Below are 17,722 nucleotides of genomic sequence, written 5' to 3'. Positions count from 1 at the left end.
AAAAGGAATTAGTTGCGAAAAGAGCAACCGGAAAACGATTAAAATGGAATATTATAATCGGGTTGTAACTGTTTATACTGGTTTCTCAGGAATTTGTTCTACTGTCAGCAGGGAAAACTCCACCGGGTTTTTAATAATTAAGGAAAACAGGAAACATGGGAAATACGGAAATGTACCCATGTTTTCCTTATTCCGCTTCTTCCGGTTTTGATCCTGAATTCCCTTCAGGTCCGCCTCTTTCTCAGGAAGCCTGTGACTGCGAGAAGTCCCACTGCAGCAAGGATAACACTGAATCCGGGAGTTTCTCCGTTATCTTCTTCCGCAAGGGTGTTTAAGGAGCTATTTTTCTCCTGGTTGGATTCCGTCACTCCTTCAGGCTGCGTACTGCTCCCCTCAAGCGGAATCGGTACTCCTACATAAACGACAGGAGCATCCGAAATAACCTCTCCCGAATACTTATCAAGATCGAGAAAAGTTGCTTTGCAGGCTGGCAAGCGGATTTCTCCTTCCTTATGCATTTGCATGATGTAAGTTATTGTTTCTGAACCTCCCTCACTTTCGAGAACCTGCCTAAAGCTCGTTTCACCGCTAATAAATTTAGCTTCGGGAGGTACAGTATCGGTTAATGTTACACTTGCATCAACGTTCCCGGTGTTCTTTGCAGTGACAGTCACAGTCAGTTCGTCTCCGGGATTAAGCTGCTGCTTATTAACGGTTTTTGTAACCACGATGTCAGGACCGTAAACTTTTATCTTTTCCGAATTATTCGAACCTGAGTCCCCATTCTGCCCGTTGGGCAGGGTAAAGGTAGCCAGCGTTTGCGGGAAGGTAAATTCACCGGGAATTTCCGGAATCAGGACGTATTCGAAAACTTTTTCGGCTCTTTCCCCGGACTTAAGGGAAAGGGTCTTTTCGAGTGTCTCAGCTTTCTCAAGATGCATTCCGGAAACGATCGAATCCTTAAGCAGTATATCATTTATATCGCAGAGTCCCTCATTCAGTACGCTGACCGAGACATGCACAGGTTTTCCCATGTGGTTATCTTTTGTAACGCTCTTTGTAATAACAAGTCCCCATCTTTTCTCAATTTTTATGACTTTCGAACCTGTGTGCTCATACTTATCGCCCCTTACATCCACGCATGTAGTTTTTGCGGTTATGTTCAGGTCAGTATCGATCCAGGGGGATGGAGCTTTCAGGGTTATATTCACAGGTTCAAGAATCTCTTCTTTAAGAACTTCCCCGAGTGTGTACTTAGTCTTTCCTTTAAGGATTTCCATTTCCGCCGTATCGATGGTTAGCACTGTATCTTCAGCCTTTGCTTCTCCTTCATTCTCAAGCTTTATTGATACATCGATCCAGCTATCCCCAGACGATTTGGAGTCATACGTATCTTTTCGGGTCTTAACTTCGATGTCAAACTCTGGCTCCCCTCTCACAAGGATGTCAAGTTCCGCATAAGGGTTCCAGTTTCCTGTCCTTAACTCCTTCCCGTCCCTCTTGATAGTTTCATAGTTTGGATCCACTTCCTGGGCATAAACTTTTATCCTGTCATCATATCCAACTTCCGAACCTGCGGAAAGTGGACCAGTCTTCAATTTTTCCCCTTCTTTTGAGATTGAAACGTATACCTGCTCGTTTTCATTAAAATCTTCTGCCTTTATAACATAGCCGTCAACTGTTACCGACTCCCCCCAGTACAGTTTAGTTCCATCATGTTTTTCTACCCACTCAACATCTTCTGCCGCAAGGGCAGTCATTGAGAGAACCGAAACGGAGAAAACGACAAGTAGTGCAATCAGTGCAAGCTTCTTAGCCATAGTTACCTTCCTTGGATTTTACACTATTATACCGGATCTGCGCACTGGAAGCATACAATCTGGATTTCTGTAATAATTACGGCTTTTCAAATATTATTATATTTAAATTATACATAAAAATAAAATGTCACTGTAATGATATGCCGTATTCTACTATTCGATGCATTATTTCCGCCCCAGCACTCCCCTACAATTTCTGATTTTTAACCTTTCCTTGCCTTCTTAATTCTAATACCGTAGCTTTCTTCTTTAACTTCAGGACCTTTTACTAATTCTTAATTTGCTGGTTTACATTTTCAGCACTAAAACCATTTAATAAGAGATTTTGTCCGAACTCAATAAATCCAGACACTATAAACTATCTTAGTGTAAGATATTTTAATTTTTTGTATTGTTTGAAATCTTTAAAAAACTTCTAATATCAGAGGTGATTTCTTTTTAAGGCTGCTTGTATCCGGCTGATCGGAAGGGGAAATATTCAAATCCTATAGAAGCAGCAGTTTTGCCCGAATATAGGAGGTTTTTTATGGAACTTGCAAAAGTTGTAGAGATTCTCGAAGAAGTTGCACCACCCGAACTTGCTGAAGACTTTGATGAAGGCAGGATCGGGCTGATTCTCAACCTGGAAAACGATATAAAAAAGATTGCAGTTGCCCTGGATGCCACCTATTGCGTGCTTAAAAAAGCCGCAGAAATTAAAGCAGATCTGCTGGTTACTCACCATACCCTTATCTTCCATCCGATAAACAAAATTTCAAAGCCCCTGGCAGAATGCCTCAAACTTGCCCTTGAGAACGAAATTTCCCTTTACAGTATGCACACAAATTATGACAGGGCTGAGGGAGGCATCAATGACGTGCTTGCCTCAAGGCTTGGACTGAGAAATATAATTAAGGCAGAAATAGGCAGAATAGGAGAGACCGAGCCCTGTTCCCCGGCTGAACTGGCATCCCGTGTCTCGGAATCCCTGAAAACTCCCGTAGTATATGCAGGAGAAAAAGAAAGGATAAAGCGTGTAATGGTCGTCGGAGGCAGCGGTTTTTCAACTGAATTCCTTGAAATCGCCAGAGTAAATAGAGTCGATGCTTTCATATCTTCCGAACTCAAGCATAATATTCTTCGTGATTATGGAGATCTCTGCCTGATTGATGCCACTCATTATGCCACGGAAAATCCGGGCATGGAAGCTCTATGCTCCAGGCTGCTCGAAATACCCGGACTTGAGGTAGAATTCATTGAACAGCCTTCCGGACTCAAGGCAATTGATAAGTCCTGAAGACCCTTTCCGGGTTTGAACCAGTAAGAAAGATCTGAAAAATTGTATTAAAGCTAAATTCCAGTTCAAATAAAATTCTAGCTAAGCTAAACTCAATAAAAGTAAAGGTTAATTAAAACTAAACTCAATTAATGTAAAGGTCAATTAAAACTAAACTCAATTAAAGTAAAATTGATTAAGGTAAGAGTTGATTTAAATAATATTCAATCAGAATAAATCCAATTAAAATAAAGTTCCGTTTCAAGTTATCGAATGGTAAGTTTGAATAAAGTCATAAGTTACGATTAAAAGATTTTCACCATTGAACGATTCAGGGTGACTTTGAAATGACAGAGGAAAAGGATTACAGTAGACGGGGGACAGAAGAGATGAATCAAAATAGACCCGAAACCGAGGAGAAAAATCGGAGTAAACCCGAATTTGAGGAAGACGACCAAAACAGATTGGAAGAACTTAAAGAGGATTTCCTGGAATCAATGCTTGAAGAACAGTTGAGAAACCAGGTTCGTTCGGATTATCGCCGAAGTCTGGGCAATGAATATCGTAGAAGATATATGGAATGAATTCCGGATTGTTCTTTCTCTTCCGAGAAATCATTTTAAAATATTTATCTATTGTCTTTTCCTTCCTATATTTCAGTTAAACCTAATTTATTTCATTCAAATCTAATTTCTTCCAGTTAAATCCAATTTATTTTGATTAAACCTAATTTATTTTGATTAAACCTAATTTATTTTGATTAATCTAATTTATTTCAGTTAAATCTAATTTATTTCGATTAAATCTAATTTTCCAATTGAGTTTAGCGCTTCAGCTTAACTTGATTTTCAAGCTTCAAGGCTACTAACCCTAATTCTGACTTCCCTTTTTAATATCTTATATTCCGGCTTCGGTTTCAACCGCATTCAAACAGCTTTCAAGATGCTTGCATATAGCCTGCACTTCTTCGGTTTCAGGCATTGAGGACAGAATTTTATCGATATAGCCGCGTTCTCCGAGAAGGGCAGGAGTGTCGGAAAGTTAATGTCAAAAATCCAGCTCAAGCGAATTAGTTTTATATCATTCCGGTTTCTGATGTCTGTGAGCTTTACCATTCGGTTGCTCAGAATATCCGCAACTACGTTTTCCGAACACCAGGGCGTATCAGGCGTATCGAATTCAAGAGCCGGATTCCTGAATTTTCTCTTTCTCGTAATCTTCACTCACAAGTTTCAGGATATCAAGCTTATCTGCATCCCGTATCAGTTTTGAGTAAAATAGAAATTCCGTAGAATTTTCTGCACATTCGGGAATTTCTTTTAGATTATGGCACTCCACAGCTTTGAGGATTAAAGTTTTCTCCCTGCGGGGGAAATGGAAAAGAATTCCGGTATCTTCAAGAATCTTCACCCTGGGCAGAGCATGATTTCCAGACTCAGAGTCCTTAAACGTCCTGTATTTTTTAAACTGCTCAAAGCGGCCCAGGACATGAAATAAAGCTATTGCTTCGGCGAGCCTGCAGCCTTCTTCGCCAATTTCTTCAGTTTAGCAAGTAAAAGGATATTTTCACAGACTCTTGCCGTATGTTCGATTTACAGGTTTATATTTTCTTCAACATAGGTTCCATAGAGGAGAATCGGCCTGCGTAATCCAGAAACCACTTTTTGAAGAGTTCCAGGTCTTCTTTCTGCATGCTTTTGCAATAGGAGTTCAGATGTATAGGATTTCCGCATGTCTACGAAGGTTTTGAGGCTGTACTTACACCAATAATTCTATTCTTATTATCATAGCTTTTTTATCTTACTGTATATTATTTCTATAACAATAATATACTGTTGCGCTAAATATAGTAAAAATCCGGAAATTCCTTTTAAACTACATAAATTTTATATGGGGGTACTTCTAAAACTAAGTAATAATGTTTAGTGATGAGCCTCAAACTGGATAAATTATATACGAAAGGAGCAAAAGGAATTTATCTAGTTACTTTTATTCTTTGTTTGTTCTCGCCTACTCAATTATTAAACGGTACAGTACTCAATTATTAAACGGTACAGCATAGTGAATATAATGATAGTGGATTATTCTGTGAGATATTTTAATAAGAACTCATTAGAATAAATCGGGGTATTTAATGAGCTCAGTTAAGAAAAATAATTTGACTGCTATTTCCTTTATTCTCCTTACTTTGATGTTATATTACTTCTCAGGTTTTTTACCTGTGGGAGGAGCTATTACGGACCAGGAACTGGCTGTGGAAGATAAAGAAAAGCCTGAAGCGAAAATCGCTCCTGATCTTGGTGACGTAATCTCACAGCGTCCAGCTTCCATAGAAGGCTTTATTGATAAGGGACACGCGTTATACTCTCTTAAAGAATATGAGCTCTCGATAGACTGTTATAACGATGCACTGAAGATCGACTCGAACTCCTCACTTGCCTGGTATGGAAAGGGATGCTCTCTGGCCGAACTGGGAGAGAATGAAGAAGCAATTAACTGTTATGAGAAGGCTATTTCGACCTTTCCGGTTTCTTCTGGCAACTGGTCTGATAAAGGTGACGAATTCCTTGAACTGAAGAAATATGTTGAGGCAATCAACTGCTATGATAAGAGCTTTGCTGCCGATACCTATGTCTCGACAGTCTGGTACCGAAGAGCCCTTGCTTCCGAGCAGATGGGGCTCGATGAGGAAACTCTGGCTTCTTATGATAAATCTATTGAACTGAATTCCAACTCTTCCAGATCCCTGCAGATGCAGGGAATGGCTTACATCGGACTCGAGCAATATCCAGAGGCAATGAAGCTCTTTGACAGGGCTCTCGATATTACTCCTGACAATTCTGAGCTCTGGTATCAGAAAGGAGTAATCTTTGATAAATCCGGGGATTACGAAGCTGCAGTCGATTGTTACGACAAAGCGATTTCTTTTAATCCTGACCTGGTAAACGCCTGGCATAATAAAGGAGTTAATCTGGAAAGGATGGGAGTATACGAGGAGGCTCTTGCCTGCTATGATTTCGTTCTTCTCTCGGAGCCTGAAAATCTTGATGCCCTGCAAAGAAAATGTTTATGTCTTGAAAAACTCGGGAGAAATGATGAAGCTTTGAAGTGCTACGATGAGCTTCTGGCTTATAATCCGGGCGATTCCGAGGCATGGTACAATAAAGGCGCTTTGCTTAATAAGGCAGGGCAATATGATGCCGCAATAGCCTGCTACGATAGGGCACTTAATCCGGATACTGGGATCCAGGTTCAGGAGGCTGGAGGTAAGCTGCTCGAACAGTTGAGCGTTTACGAAGCTTCCCTTCCCTCTTATTCCGAAAATCCTGAATTTAAGTCTCCTGTGGTCAAAATCTGGTACGAGAAAGCCCTTTCTCTTGATAAGCTTGGAAAATACGAAACTGCACTTGAGTGCTATGATGAGGTTCTTGAAACTGAGTCAGGATATGCTGTTGTCTGGTACATGAAGGGCATGGACCTTGACAGGCTTGGAAGGTATGAGGAAGCCATTGAGTGTTATGACAGAGCTCTGAAACTGGATCCCGGGCACGCTAAAGTCTGGTACAAGAAAGGTCTCGATTCTTCGAAAATCAAGGACTACGACGGTTCGGTAAAAAGCTACGATAAAGCTCTTAAAATCGACGGAAATTATACTCTTGCATGGTATGGTAAGGCTTTTGCTCTTGCAAAGCTTGGGGAATATGAAAGCTCTCTCGAGTGCTACAATAAAGTCCTTGAATCCGCTCCAGACAGCGCCGACGCCTGGTACAATAAAGGCCTTGTTCTCGACGAACTAGGAAAACATATTGAAGCTTCAGATTGCTATAACCAGACTCTCCGGATCGATCCCGAGTATTCTGCTGCTCGTTTTAAACTCAACGAAAACCTGGACCAGCGTTCAACAGAAACTTCCGTATCCGGTCCTGTTAAAAATATTAGTGTAGAAGCCAATCCCGCTCAAGCGCTTTCGGGAGGTTTCTGGCCTTATCTTCTGAATCACAATTATGCAAATTCAAAAGACGAATCCAGGCCCTCTGAGGACCTTAACTCATTCATCCCGGAGTTCGGTTACGATGCACCATGGTGTGGGAAGGCTTCGATCTACAGTAATCTAGGAATGTATGAGGATGCCCTTACCTGCTATGATATGGTACTGGCGATCAGTCCCATGAGTGCTGACGTTTGGTATCAAAAAGGCTCGATACTTGACAGGCTCGATAGAAGCGAGGAAGCGGTGGAATGCTACCAGAAAGCCCTGGATATTGACCCTCAGTCAAGCACAGCCTGGTACGGAATAGCTTCCAGTGTAAGTGATCTCGGAAGGCTCGAAGAAGCAATAAGTTACTACGATCAGGTGCTTGCTCTGAACTCAAGCAATTCTGATGCGCTTCTTGGGAAAGGTCTTGCCCTCTCGAACCTGGGCCGGTATGAGGAGGCTGTCTCCTGTTATACTACTCTCCTCAGCTCTGAGCCTGAGAACCTTGAAGCTCTCAGGAGCCGGGCCCATGCTCTGTCGAAATCCAATAAATCCGACGATGCGCTGGCTGACTACGATAGAATTATTGAGCTTGAGCCTGGCAACTCCCAGGTTCTGGCTGAGAAAGCCTCGTTATATGAAGAGCTTGGCAGGTATGAGGAAGCTGCTGCATGTTATGAGAGAATTCTTGAAATCTCCCCGGATAACATGGAAGTAATTTACATGCAGGGGAAAGCCCTGGAAGATAGTGAAGACTTTGAGGGAGCAATAGGCTGTTACGACAGGATTCTTGAGCTGGATCCAGGGAATGCTGATGCTTACAACAACAAAGGTTTTGCACTCTATAAACTGGAGAGACCTCAGGAGGCGATTGACTGCTACAACAAGGCTCTGGAGTACGATCCAGATAATGCTACAGCACTGTACTTACAGGGATGTGCCTATCTCACAGTAAGCAGCAACAAGGCTGCCCTGAATTGTTTCGACAGAGTGGTTCAGCTTAAACCTGACTGTATCACAGCCTGGTATAACAAGGGATACATCAACAATATGATGGGAAACATCGAAGAGGCAATTTTATGCTACGACAATGCTCTTGCAATCGATCCGGACTCATCCTCGACCCTTTACAACAAGCGGTTTGCCCTATACAGTATAAAGAAATTAGATGAGGGTGATGCGTGCAAGGCAAAACTCGAAGAGATCGATCCTGGTTTTGTGGATGCCCTGCAGAAAAAAGGAACTCGGTTCTTCCTTCCTGAAACCTATGACGGCTCTCTAAATTACTCTCTGCCCTCAAGATGGTACGGAGGAGATGAAAACGTAAGTAAGAATATGACCGGGCTTTCTCTGTCAGGAACTGTCCAGACACCTCCTGAAAATCCGGAAAATAATACCGGCAACTATACCCGGGAGACTTTCGACAGCCTGGAAAACAATACCAGTAGCTATACTCCTGAACTTGATGAAGGGCAGGGAGACCAGGCTCCAGGTTACTGGTATGTGCCCGAACCTGATGAGGGAAGAGCAAATACTGATGAAGAATGGCGTATTCCGGAAGCCGGCTAAAATTCGAATCCCGGAAAATTGAAATTCAGAAGCTCGGTGTGCAGTGAAGTGCATACCGGCACGGTTTCTTTTAAGAATATTCTCTGACAGAATTTTTTTGACAGGAAGTAAATAAGTGCACAGGCTGTCCTTTACGATCTTACATTTTTATGCATTTCCGGTTGCTGTAAAAGTTTGTGCTTTCTATGCTCTCATGCTTCTAGCATTTTTCATTCTACCGCTCTGGCCTGTTTACTTTTTCCATGGACAAAATTCTTTTTCCTGAAAGGTTTAAACTTCATGCCATCCTAACCTTACATATCCATGACAAAGAATTCCAATGAGATCGAAGCAAAGCCTGAGGCTGATGTTTATACCGCGAGAGAAAGAAAAATCATCAGGAATGCATCGAAAGGTTACACTGGAAATGAGGGAAACCCTGATTCCACCCCTTCTTTCGAGCCTGAAATTCAATCTGACGTGGTTATAGTCCGCTATGGCGAACTCGCCCTTAAAAGTACCGGAGTCAGGAACTGGTATGAAAAAATTCTTATGAAGAATATTGAGGCAATGCTGGATTCGAGGGAAATTACATATTCCCGGATAAGGCGGGAATGGGGCAGGATATTTATCGAGACTGCGGATGCCCATGCAGCCGAAGCTGCTGCTGACGTTTTTGGGGTTGTCTCAACTTCTCCTGCATTGACAGCAGAGCCTACTCTTGAGCATGCAGCCACTGTATGCGCTCTCCTGGCTAAAGACCTGGTTCTTGAAGGCGAGTCTTTTGCAATCAGAGCAAGAAGAAGCGGAAATCATTCTTTTTCTTCCGCGGACATAGGCAGGACCTGCGGGGACGCTGTCTGGAATGCCCTGGAAAAAGAAGGAAAACATCCCGGAGTTAACCTGACTTCTCCTGACAGGGAAATCTTTGTTGAAATGCGGCAAAATCTGGCTTATGTTTATCTGGAAACTTTTAAAGGAGCCGGTGGACTTCCCCTGGGCACTCAGGGCAGTATGGTAGTTTTGATGTCAGGCGGGCTTGATTCTCCTGTAGCAGCCTGGCTTATGATGAAGCGTGGAGTTATGATTATTCCTGTCTACTGTAATAACTCCCCTTATGCCGAGAATGCTGCAAGAGAGCGTGCTTTTGATTGCATTCGCCAGCTCCAGAAATGGGCGCCCGGTCATCAATTTAAGACTTATGAGATTCCCCACGGCCCGAACCTTCGGGCTTTTATCGACATCTGTAACCGGAAAAATACCTGTCTCCTATGCAAGCGCATGATGTATAGGGAAGCCTACGAGGTTATGAAAAAAGAAGGTGCAAGCGGAATTATTACAGGCTCTTCCCTTGGGCAGGTGGCTTCCCAGACCGCTGCTAACATGTATGCCGAAATCTATCAGCTCGCCATCCCAATTTATCATCCTCTGATTGCTCTTGATAAGACCGAGATCATAGATACTGCCCGCAGAATAGGAACTTATGATATCTCCAGCCGACCTGCTGGCAGCTGCACTGCTGTGCCGGAGCGTCCGGAAATAGGAGCAAATTACGACCTTATTGTACTTGAGGAACGAAAAATGGACATCGACACTATGGTTTCCAATGCTATGAGAGAAGCAAAAGTCCTTAAGCTTTGAAAAAGGCGCTGATTCTTTCTTCTAATTTATTTTTAATTAATTTTATGATAACATTTAATTTTTTAGCATGCCATTGCTCAGGACATTAATGGCATTATTTACTCTAATTGACAAGATTCCTGAACCGAGCTTCGAGCATACTCTCACGTGTGGTCACAAGCCTTTTCAATCTTTCTTTTTTGATTGACTTTTAAGAAGGGCTGCTTCTATAATCTTGCAGAGATCTTCCTCTTTAAATGGCTTGGAAATGTAACCCTCCGGTTCTGTTAATTTCGCTCGCTCGAGGGTCTCGAAATCCGTACAGGCAGTGAGGTAAATCACGGGTATTCCGAAGCGCGATTTAATGATCCTGGACGCTTCAATCCCGTCCATATCCCCTTTTAGCATAATATCCATTAAAACCAGGTCAGCGTCCGTAAGCTCAGCCTCTTTTATTGCCTCTTCCCCTGAAACAGCAGTACCTGGAACGGCATACCCCATATTTTTCAGCCTGTTCTTAATATTGAGAGCTACAATTGTCTGGTCTTCAACAACCAGAATTTTTGTTTTTTCCATTTTTTCACCCATTTTTATCTCTTCTTGAGTATTCCTTTAATTTTTCCATCAGCCCCGGTTTTATAATCTCTTCTAAAATTACGTCTGATTATCTTGATTTTCCCCTCAAAGAAGTAATTTCAGGCTGCAACCCGGATAAGTATAGCTAATATTATTTATAATCCCCTGTGTTCAGGTTTGTGCATTTTGACCACCAAAAGTTACACAGTTATTATAAGCTCTTTTTTTATTAATTTTACTGTTTCCCGAGTCCCGTCTCGCCCGAATTCCGCCTCAGGAGGACGGCCCGGCGCCTCGGGAGTCCGCAGCCCTTTTCACAAGCCTTTTTTAAATAAGCTTGACCGCAAGCCTTTTCAAAAAATCCTTGACCGCAAGCCTTTTCAAAAAAGGCTTGAGCGAAAACTTTTTCAAAAAAAGTTTTATCAAAAACCATGCTTTATCGAAAACGTCACTATCAGCGTGATAAACCGGCGCAACGCAAGCCTTTTCAAAAAAGGCTTGAGCGAAAACCTTTTGAGAAAAAGTTTTATCAAAAACCCTGATTTATCTAAACGGTGTAACCGGAGCGTGATCGACCGGCGCAACGCAAGCCTTTTCAAAAAAGGCTTGAGCGCAAACTTTTTCAAAAAAAGTTTGATCAAAAACGCATGCTTTATCTAAAACGGCTTAACCGGAGCGTGATAAACCGGCGCAACGGTTTCGGGTCAACGGTTTCGGGTCAACGGTCGCGGGTCAACACTTGCGCTAAAGCGAACTACTAACAGGCATGGGCATATTTTTCGTGTTGGCTGTGATATAAATGGTCTGGGGTATAAGAAGGCTCGCTGTAATGTTGAAATTCTAAACTTTTTCCGGTTCCTGATCCGGGAAATAATATTCTTGAAAAATGAGTGGCTGCACATTTCCAGTTCTGGTATGATGTGCCACTTTTATGAGAAAAACTGACATTTGTTTCTAATATAAAAGAGATATAGAGGATTCTCCCATAAGTGCTTGAAACTATTCTCTTGTTTTCAATTTCATCTTTCAGGAGTTTTTAATACCCTGTGTCCGCAAGGATTTCCTCTAAAGTTTTTCATTGAGACCTCATAGGGTCCGGTATGGGGTGAAAATTATTCAGTGGGTTTTCCACTTTCTTTTTCGGCTTCTTTTTCAGCTTCTTTTTTCTCGGCTCTGTGCTTGTGGAGAGCCATTTCTATATTGCTGTGCAGGTCTTCTTCTTTAAAAGGTTTTGAAATATATCCTGCAGGCTCTGTCGTTTTTGCCCTCTCCAGAGTCTCGTCGTCAGTATAAGCGGTGAGATAAAGCACTGGAATCCGGAGCCGACTTTTAATTTCACGGGCAGCTTCGATTCCGTCCATTTCCCCTTTCAGCATAATATCCATAAGGACAAGGTCTGCATTCGTCAACTCTGCTTTTCTTATTGCTTCCTCTCCTGTTGACGCAGTACCCGGTACAGTGTAACCAAGATTTTTCAATTTATTTCTAATATTAAGAGCCACGATATTCTGGTCTTCGACAACCAGAATTTTTGCTTTTTTCATTGTATCTCCCCTTTAATGTCGGATAAGCCTCCGGATAATCAGTCGTCTTCCTCAAACAATATTTTGAAGGTAGTCCCTGCACCTTTTTGAAGCTCGATTGTACCCTCCAGTTGTTCAACAAGAATGTTTACAAGTTGCAGACCCAGAGAGCCAGTATTCCTGAAATCAAGATTTTCCGGAAAACCCAACCCATTGTCCGAAACTACCAGCGAATATTGATTACTTTTGTCAACTGAGCTCTTAGCATCAATATTATTGGTGCTATTACTTATACTTTTATTCTTATCCTTCTCCTCAGCCCTGCAGAGTTTTATCCGGATTTCTCCTTTTCTATCCTGAGGAAAAGCATGTTTCAGAGAATTGGACACGAGCTCATTAATAATTATCCCAAGGGGAACTGCCGTGTCCATCCCGAGAAAAGTCTCCTCAATATCCAGCACCATCCTTATATCGTCTTTTCTGACAGTGTAAGAGCGAAGAAGATCTACAGTCAATTTTTGAAGGTATTCCGAGAAATCAAGGGTCTCGTTATTTCTTGACCTGTACAGTTCCTCATGGATTATAGCCATGGTGGCAACCCTGTTCTGGCTCTCACGGAAAGCCTCAAGGACTTCCTTTTCGCTGAACCTTTCAGCCTGGAGTTCTAGCAGGCTGGAAATTACCTGGAGATTATTTTTTATGCGGTGATGGATCTCTTTTTTACGGATTTCATCTACTTTCTTCAGCGACTCTTCGGCTTCTTTTTGCACGGTTATATCATATACCGCTCCCTGCAGGATTCTTTGCTTTCCTGTTAGATCCGAGACATTCTGAATAATCTCACGGACCCATTTTATTTTACCATTCCTGTGCCTTATACGGTATTCATGCTCTATAAGAAGCAGCGGATTATTCATCAGTCTCTCATTATTATTAACAAGCCTGTGTCGATCTTCAGGAAGAACAATCTGATGCCAGTTTACTTTCCCTGAGATAAAATCGTCTGCCCCATATCCTGTAATTTCCTCCACACTCCCGTCCACCAGGATAGGTATGAAATCCAGAGTCCCCTGGAAAGCTATACCCCTGAAATTCTTCATAAAGGATCTGTATCGCTCTTCACTCTCTTTCAGTTTCTTTGACGCCAGTTTTATCCCTGTAATATCTTTCATTACCCCTATATCCCTGTAAGAGTATCCCTTTTCGTCTTTCAGGAAAATTCCGCTGTCTTCCACATACAGATAAGTTCCGTCTTTCTTTCTGAATCTGTATTCAGTGGCGAATCTCTCTCCTCTTTCCCTGTACTTCTCAAGCTCTTCAATAATTCCTTTCCGGTCATCCATATGGATATGCGTTTCCCAGGTCTTCCTGTTAAAGTTCCGGAACTCCTCCAGATTGTACTGGGTGAGTTCTTTAATAGCTCCAGCCCATTGTATTTTACCCGTGAGCCTGTCGTAATCGTATACTATCTGGCCTGTCTGTTCGGCAGCAGTCCGGTATCTTTCCTCGCTTTTCTCAAGATTTTCCTGAACGAGTTTCAGCTTGGTTATATCTTTCATCACCCCAAGCAGTCTGTAAGCGCTCCCCTCCTCATCTCTCAGGAGGATTCCCCGGTCCTCTACATAAATATAACTTCCATCCTTTCTACGGAACCTGAATTCTTCCCTTAATCTTTCCCCTTTTTCAAAGAAGAGCCTGACATTCTCCATCACTTTTTCACGGTCGTCAGGGTGAATATGCTCCAGCCAGATCTCAGGATTGATCCTCCCAAATTCCTCCGAGCTGTAGCCGGTAAGCTCTGCAATAGCTCCCGCCCAGTCTACATCTTCGGTTTTCGTATTATAGTCGTACACTATCTGGCCTGTCTGTTCAGCAGCGATCCGGTACTTTTCCTCACTTCTCCGAACCTTTTCGGTTGCTTTCTTCCTCTCAGTAATATCTTTAATGACCCCGAGTACCCTGTATATGCCCCTGCTTTCGTCTTTCAGGTAAACGCCACTATCTTCTACGGAAAAATAACTTCCATCCTTTCTCCGGAATCGGTATTCTTCAAGGTATTTCTCACCTCTTTCCATGCAATTCGCATGGGCCTTTACAGCTTTTTCCCGATCTTCTGGATGGACATGGTCAGTCCAGAAGTCAGAAGTAAAGCCCTGTACCTCTTCAAAGCTATAGCCTGTGAGCTCCTCAATTGCACCTGCCCAGGAACTGTGATTATTTTTCACGTCGTAATCATAAATGAGCTGTCCTGTCTGCACTGCAACTGCCCTGTACCTCTCCTCATTTCTTTCAAGAATTTCCCTGGCAAGTTTTCTTTCGGTTATATCCTTTATTACTCCCACAGCCCGATATACCCTACCTTTTTCGTCTAACAGGTAAATGCTGCTGTCTTCGACATGGAAATAACTCCCATCCTTCTTTTTGAACCTGTATTCTCCAAGGCATCTTCCCCCGGATTTCATACCGTTCTCATGGGCTCCCCAGGCTTTTTCCCGATCTTCTTTATGGATATTCGCTATCCAGCCTTCAGCATTTACCTGTTTGAACTCGTCAGGGCTATAGCCCGTAAGCTGCGAAATGGCTCCTGCCCAGTCAATCCGCCCGGATTTGATATCATAGTCATATATAAGCTGTCCTGTCTGTTCGGCGACACTCCGATACTTCTCTTCGCTTTTCCTGACGGTTTTTTCAGCCTCTTTACGCTGGGTTATATCCAGCATTACACCGACAACGCCTGCTACTTTTCCTGAACTGTCCTGGTAGGTGGCTTTATGGAATATGAAATCCCGTTCCACACCATCGGCACAGATCACTCTAGTTTCGTAATAATTGCTTCCCCTTTTTTCAATAAGGCTCCTGTCATCCTTATGATAAATCTCTGCAAGTTCTTTCGGGATTCTTTTCTGAAACTCCCTGAAAGAACCCCCTATAACTTCGTCTTTGGAAAGCCCCATAATCTGTCTGGCAAAACTCTCATTGCAATTTACATATATCTCATTCAAATCTCTCTGGAACACAGGGCTCGGAATACTATCAAGCAGGGTTTCCAGAAACCGCACATTGTTCTGAAGCTTACTTTCGGCTTTCCTGAGTCCGGTTACATCAAGCAGTACGGTAACTATATTTCTTGTCTTTCCTTCCTCGTCGGGAAAAGTTGCCCTGCTCGCCAGAAAGTCCCTTTTTACACCGTCGGCACACGTGATTTCCTTCTCATAGGTATCGCTTCCCCCTTTCCGCAACAGTTCCAGGTCATCCTGAGGGATTTCAAGCGAGATTCCGCCTGGAGACTGTCTGTACGCTTCGGCAAAGGTCTTTCCTATAATCTCTTCCTTTTCCAGTCCCAGGACCTGCCTGGCTAATATATCATTGCAGCCCAGATACCTGCCCTCACTATCTTTATAAAATACAGGCGCAGGTATTGTATCCAGAAGAGTTTCAAGAAACTTCAGGCTATTCCTGAGGCTTTTTTCAATTTTTCTCCTTTCCGCCACTTCGCTTACAAGTTTCTCATTTGCCTCTGTGTATTCCAGGGTTCTTTTTTCAATGAGTTTTTCCAGCTCATGCTGATGAATCCGGAGTTTTTCCTCGGCACGCAGGCGTTCTATGATCTCAGACAGCAAAAAAGCAGCAGAATCCAGAAAATAAATATCATCTTCAGTAAACCCTTTCTTCTCCCGGCTGTAGACTTCCATTATCCCGAAAGGCTTATTCACGTCTCCTATAAGGACTGTTACTCCGCTGGCTATACCATGCCGCCTGAGAAATTCACTGCATTCAAAACGCGTTTCAGTTTGAATATCCCCCAGGATGATCGGTCTTTTCAAAAAAAGAGTATGTTCTGCCTGAGACTTTTCTCCTACAGTATTGTCCCCAGGCTTTTCCTTCCAGCCATATCCTGCCCTCACGATAAAGGTTCCATCGGGCTTGAGTTCCAGAATTCTGGAGAATTCCGTATTAAGACTCCTGGCAATAAGCAGGGCACTTTCTCCCAGAATAGCCTGGAGGTCTTTACATGTCAGGGAGATCTTGCCCAGGTGGCTCAGGGACATATACTGTTTTTCCTTTTTACGGAATCTTTCTTCGGCAAGAACCCTGAAACTGATGTCAACCCCCTGAAGATTCACATAGTTCTCTTCCGGAAAAGGATAGATTACTACAGCATACGTTGTTTTTCCTGCTTGAATTTCAAGATTTTTCGGGCTCTTCTGTGCGAGGACTCTTCTTATATTATGTCTTAGCTCCTGAGGAGCTTTTTCTCCTTTTTTTATGCCCCAAAATTCGAGAAGAGCATCAGCTGCTCTGTTAGCCCAGAGGACAGTACCTTCTTTTCCCAGTTTCAGGAAAATAGTGGGGTTCTTCGGAGAAAGTTCCGCTACCATTCTCTCTTTGTTTGATTCCCCTATCTCTTCTGCTTCATCAAGCAAATCATTACTTTTAATTTACAATCCCCCGTTTTCTTAATCTGGGTATTTGCCAGTTGACAGAAACAGATATCAGCATCGTTATCGAAGTCCAGGCTAAAAATATCTTTTGAGGATTTCTCCCCATTTCTCCACTTCTTATTTTCTTTAGTCCGAGGCTTCCTGGCTTATCTAGGTTAGAAAAATATGTTGGCCCATATGCATCCACTATTTAAAAAGTATATGATATCTATCTGGATTTTCGGAAGTTCGGCATGATTTGTTTAAAAATAGATCGCATAATACGGAGTATACGGGAAAAAATCTTTCTGGATATCCGCTAGAAACAGGAGTATTGGGCAAGCTATCTCCACTTATTCGGTTTCACAACGTTATGGATAAAATCATAGATTAATTTTAAGCCGTTAACCTTGTAGAAAAAAGCTTACATTTCCATTTTATGCGAATAAATTGTTTTTTGAGCAAGCAAGTTTTTAAAAAAGCCTGAATTTTTGAAGAATCTAATGGACTCGGCGGGATTCGAACCCGCGGCCTTTACGTTGCGAACGTAACGATCTTCCCCTGATCTACGAGCCCTTTTAAAGAGAGGAGAATGTGAAAAGGTGTTTTTCCGGACGCGTTGTCCGGGTTTTTTCTCCTCTTAAATACGGTAGGCTTCAAGAACCTGTACGTTCTCGACACCGGGAACTTTTGCAAAGGCTTCTTCTGCAGGCTCAGTTCCGCCTTCCTCGTCGTTAACGATTAAGGTCACAATCAAAGCTTTCAAGCCAAATGCAATAGGTTCTTCGACAATGTCGCCGTGAAGGTCTGCCCCGGCAGGAATTACGGATTTTACCTTTTCCTTCAATTCTGCAAGGTCGGTTTCAACGCTTTCTGGCATAATTTTAATTTTTGCTGCAACATCACCCATTATGATACCTCTTTATATTTTTATCTGATTTTTAATTGATTTTACCCCGTTCACACGAGCATTAGAAGCGATC

Annotated in this window: 11 protein-coding genes and 1 tRNA gene; 4 read left to right on the top strand and 8 right to left on the bottom strand. The window is 42.6% G+C overall.

Annotation, left to right across the window (positions count from 1 at the left end; genetic code table 11):
* Nucleotides 1-224 precede the first annotated feature (224 nt).
* Entirely contained in the window at nt 225-1,820 is a 1,596-nt protein-coding gene (locus EQO05_RS09300) for a BatD family protein (RefSeq protein ID WP_128505861.1), read from the bottom strand.
* Nucleotides 1,821-2,346: 526 nt separating this feature from the next.
* Between EQO05_RS09300 and EQO05_RS09295 the strand changes: the two genes are divergently transcribed.
* Together EQO05_RS09295 and EQO05_RS09290 are read left to right on the top strand one after the other, a co-directional pair.
* Nucleotides 2,347-3,096, top strand: coding sequence for a Nif3-like dinuclear metal center hexameric protein (locus EQO05_RS09295; RefSeq protein ID WP_128505859.1), 750 nt, complete (start codon nt 2,347-2,349; stop codon nt 3,094-3,096).
* Nucleotides 3,097-3,464: 368 nt separating this feature from the next.
* A complete protein-coding gene (locus EQO05_RS09290; RefSeq protein ID WP_128505857.1) occupies nt 3,465-3,659 on the top strand; it encodes a hypothetical protein in 195 nt (64 codons plus the stop codon).
* 342 nt (nt 3,660-4,001) lie between these two features.
* Here EQO05_RS09290 and EQO05_RS15975 read toward each other — a convergent pair whose 3' ends face one another.
* Nucleotides 4,002-4,298: a hypothetical protein gene (locus EQO05_RS15975; protein ID WP_240664524.1), complete on the bottom strand. Its 297-nt coding sequence runs from the start codon at nt 4,296-4,298 to the stop codon at nt 4,002-4,004.
* On the bottom strand, nt 4,255-4,485 hold the full coding sequence (locus tag EQO05_RS15970) for a hypothetical protein (RefSeq protein WP_240664523.1): 231 nt from the start codon (nt 4,483-4,485) through the stop codon (nt 4,255-4,257). The genes EQO05_RS15975 and EQO05_RS15970 overlap by 44 nt, the downstream gene beginning before the upstream one ends.
* Nucleotides 4,486-5,209: 724 nt before the next feature.
* On the opposite strand from EQO05_RS15970, the gene EQO05_RS09280 reads away from it, so the two are divergent.
* Nucleotides 5,210-8,620, top strand: coding sequence for a tetratricopeptide repeat protein (locus EQO05_RS09280; protein ID WP_128505855.1), 3,411 nt, complete (start codon nt 5,210-5,212; stop codon nt 8,618-8,620).
* 303 nt (nt 8,621-8,923) lie between these two features.
* Entirely contained in the window at nt 8,924-10,240 is a 1,317-nt protein-coding gene (gene thiI, locus EQO05_RS09275; RefSeq protein ID WP_128505853.1) for a tRNA uracil 4-sulfurtransferase ThiI, read from the top strand.
* Between the two features lie 165 nt (nt 10,241-10,405).
* On the opposite strand, the gene EQO05_RS09270 is transcribed toward thiI, so the two are convergent.
* The 5 genes from EQO05_RS09270 to EQO05_RS09245 all read right to left on the bottom strand — a co-directional run bounded on the left by EQO05_RS09270 (nt 10,406) and on the right by EQO05_RS09245 (nt 17,649).
* Nucleotides 10,406-10,795, bottom strand: coding sequence for a response regulator (locus tag EQO05_RS09270; protein ID WP_128505885.1), 390 nt, complete (start codon nt 10,793-10,795; stop codon nt 10,406-10,408).
* A gap of 1,112 nt (nt 10,796-11,907) precedes the next feature.
* A complete protein-coding gene (locus EQO05_RS09265; RefSeq protein ID WP_128505851.1) occupies nt 11,908-12,339 on the bottom strand; it encodes a response regulator in 432 nt (143 codons plus the stop codon).
* A 38-nt stretch (nt 12,340-12,377) separates the two neighbouring features.
* Complete coding sequence (locus tag EQO05_RS09260) at nt 12,378-16,697, bottom strand: PAS domain-containing protein (protein WP_370273672.1); 4,320 nt, start codon at nt 16,695-16,697, stop codon at nt 12,378-12,380.
* Between the two features lie 546 nt (nt 16,698-17,243).
* Nucleotides 17,244-17,315: transfer RNA gene (locus EQO05_RS09250), tRNA-Ala, on the bottom strand.
* A gap of 64 nt (nt 17,316-17,379) precedes the next feature.
* Nucleotides 17,380-17,649, bottom strand: coding sequence for an elongation factor 1-beta (locus tag EQO05_RS09245; protein WP_128505845.1), 270 nt, complete (start codon nt 17,647-17,649; stop codon nt 17,380-17,382).
* Between the last annotated feature and the right edge of the window lie 73 nt (nt 17,650-17,722).

It is taken from the genome of Methanosarcina sp. MSH10X1, assembly GCF_004099695.1.
In the GTDB taxonomy this organism is placed as follows: Archaea; Halobacteriota; Methanosarcinia; order Methanosarcinales; family Methanosarcinaceae; genus Methanosarcina.
Note: the sequence above shows the minus strand (reverse complement) of the source record. Positions and strands in the feature narration are given on the sequence as shown.

What these genes read in the sequence shown, in the direction of transcription:
- EQO05_RS09300 (WP_128505861.1), bottom strand. Translation starts at nt 1,820, where the DNA reads ATGGCTAAGAAGCTTGCACTGATTGCACTACTTGTCGTTTTCTCCGTT.
- EQO05_RS09295 (WP_128505859.1), top strand. Translation starts at nt 2,347, where the DNA reads ATGGAACTTGCAAAAGTTGTAGAGATTCTCGAAGAAGTTGCACCACCC.
- EQO05_RS09290 (WP_128505857.1), top strand. Translation starts at nt 3,465, where the DNA reads ATGAATCAAAATAGACCCGAAACCGAGGAGAAAAATCGGAGTAAACCC.
- EQO05_RS09280 (WP_128505855.1), top strand. Translation starts at nt 5,210, where the DNA reads ATGAGCTCAGTTAAGAAAAATAATTTGACTGCTATTTCCTTTATTCTC.
- thiI (WP_128505853.1), top strand. Translation starts at nt 8,924, where the DNA reads ATGACAAAGAATTCCAATGAGATCGAAGCAAAGCCTGAGGCTGATGTT.
- EQO05_RS09270 (WP_128505885.1), bottom strand. Translation starts at nt 10,795, where the DNA reads ATGGAAAAAACAAAAATTCTGGTTGTTGAAGACCAGACAATTGTAGCT.
- EQO05_RS09265 (WP_128505851.1), bottom strand. Translation starts at nt 12,339, where the DNA reads ATGAAAAAAGCAAAAATTCTGGTTGTCGAAGACCAGAATATCGTGGCT.
- EQO05_RS09260 (WP_370273672.1), bottom strand. Translation starts at nt 16,697, where the DNA reads ATGGTAGCGGAACTTTCTCCGAAGAACCCCACTATTTTCCTGAAACTG.
- EQO05_RS09245 (WP_128505845.1), bottom strand. Translation starts at nt 17,649, where the DNA reads ATGGGTGATGTTGCAGCAAAAATTAAAATTATGCCAGAAAGCGTTGAA.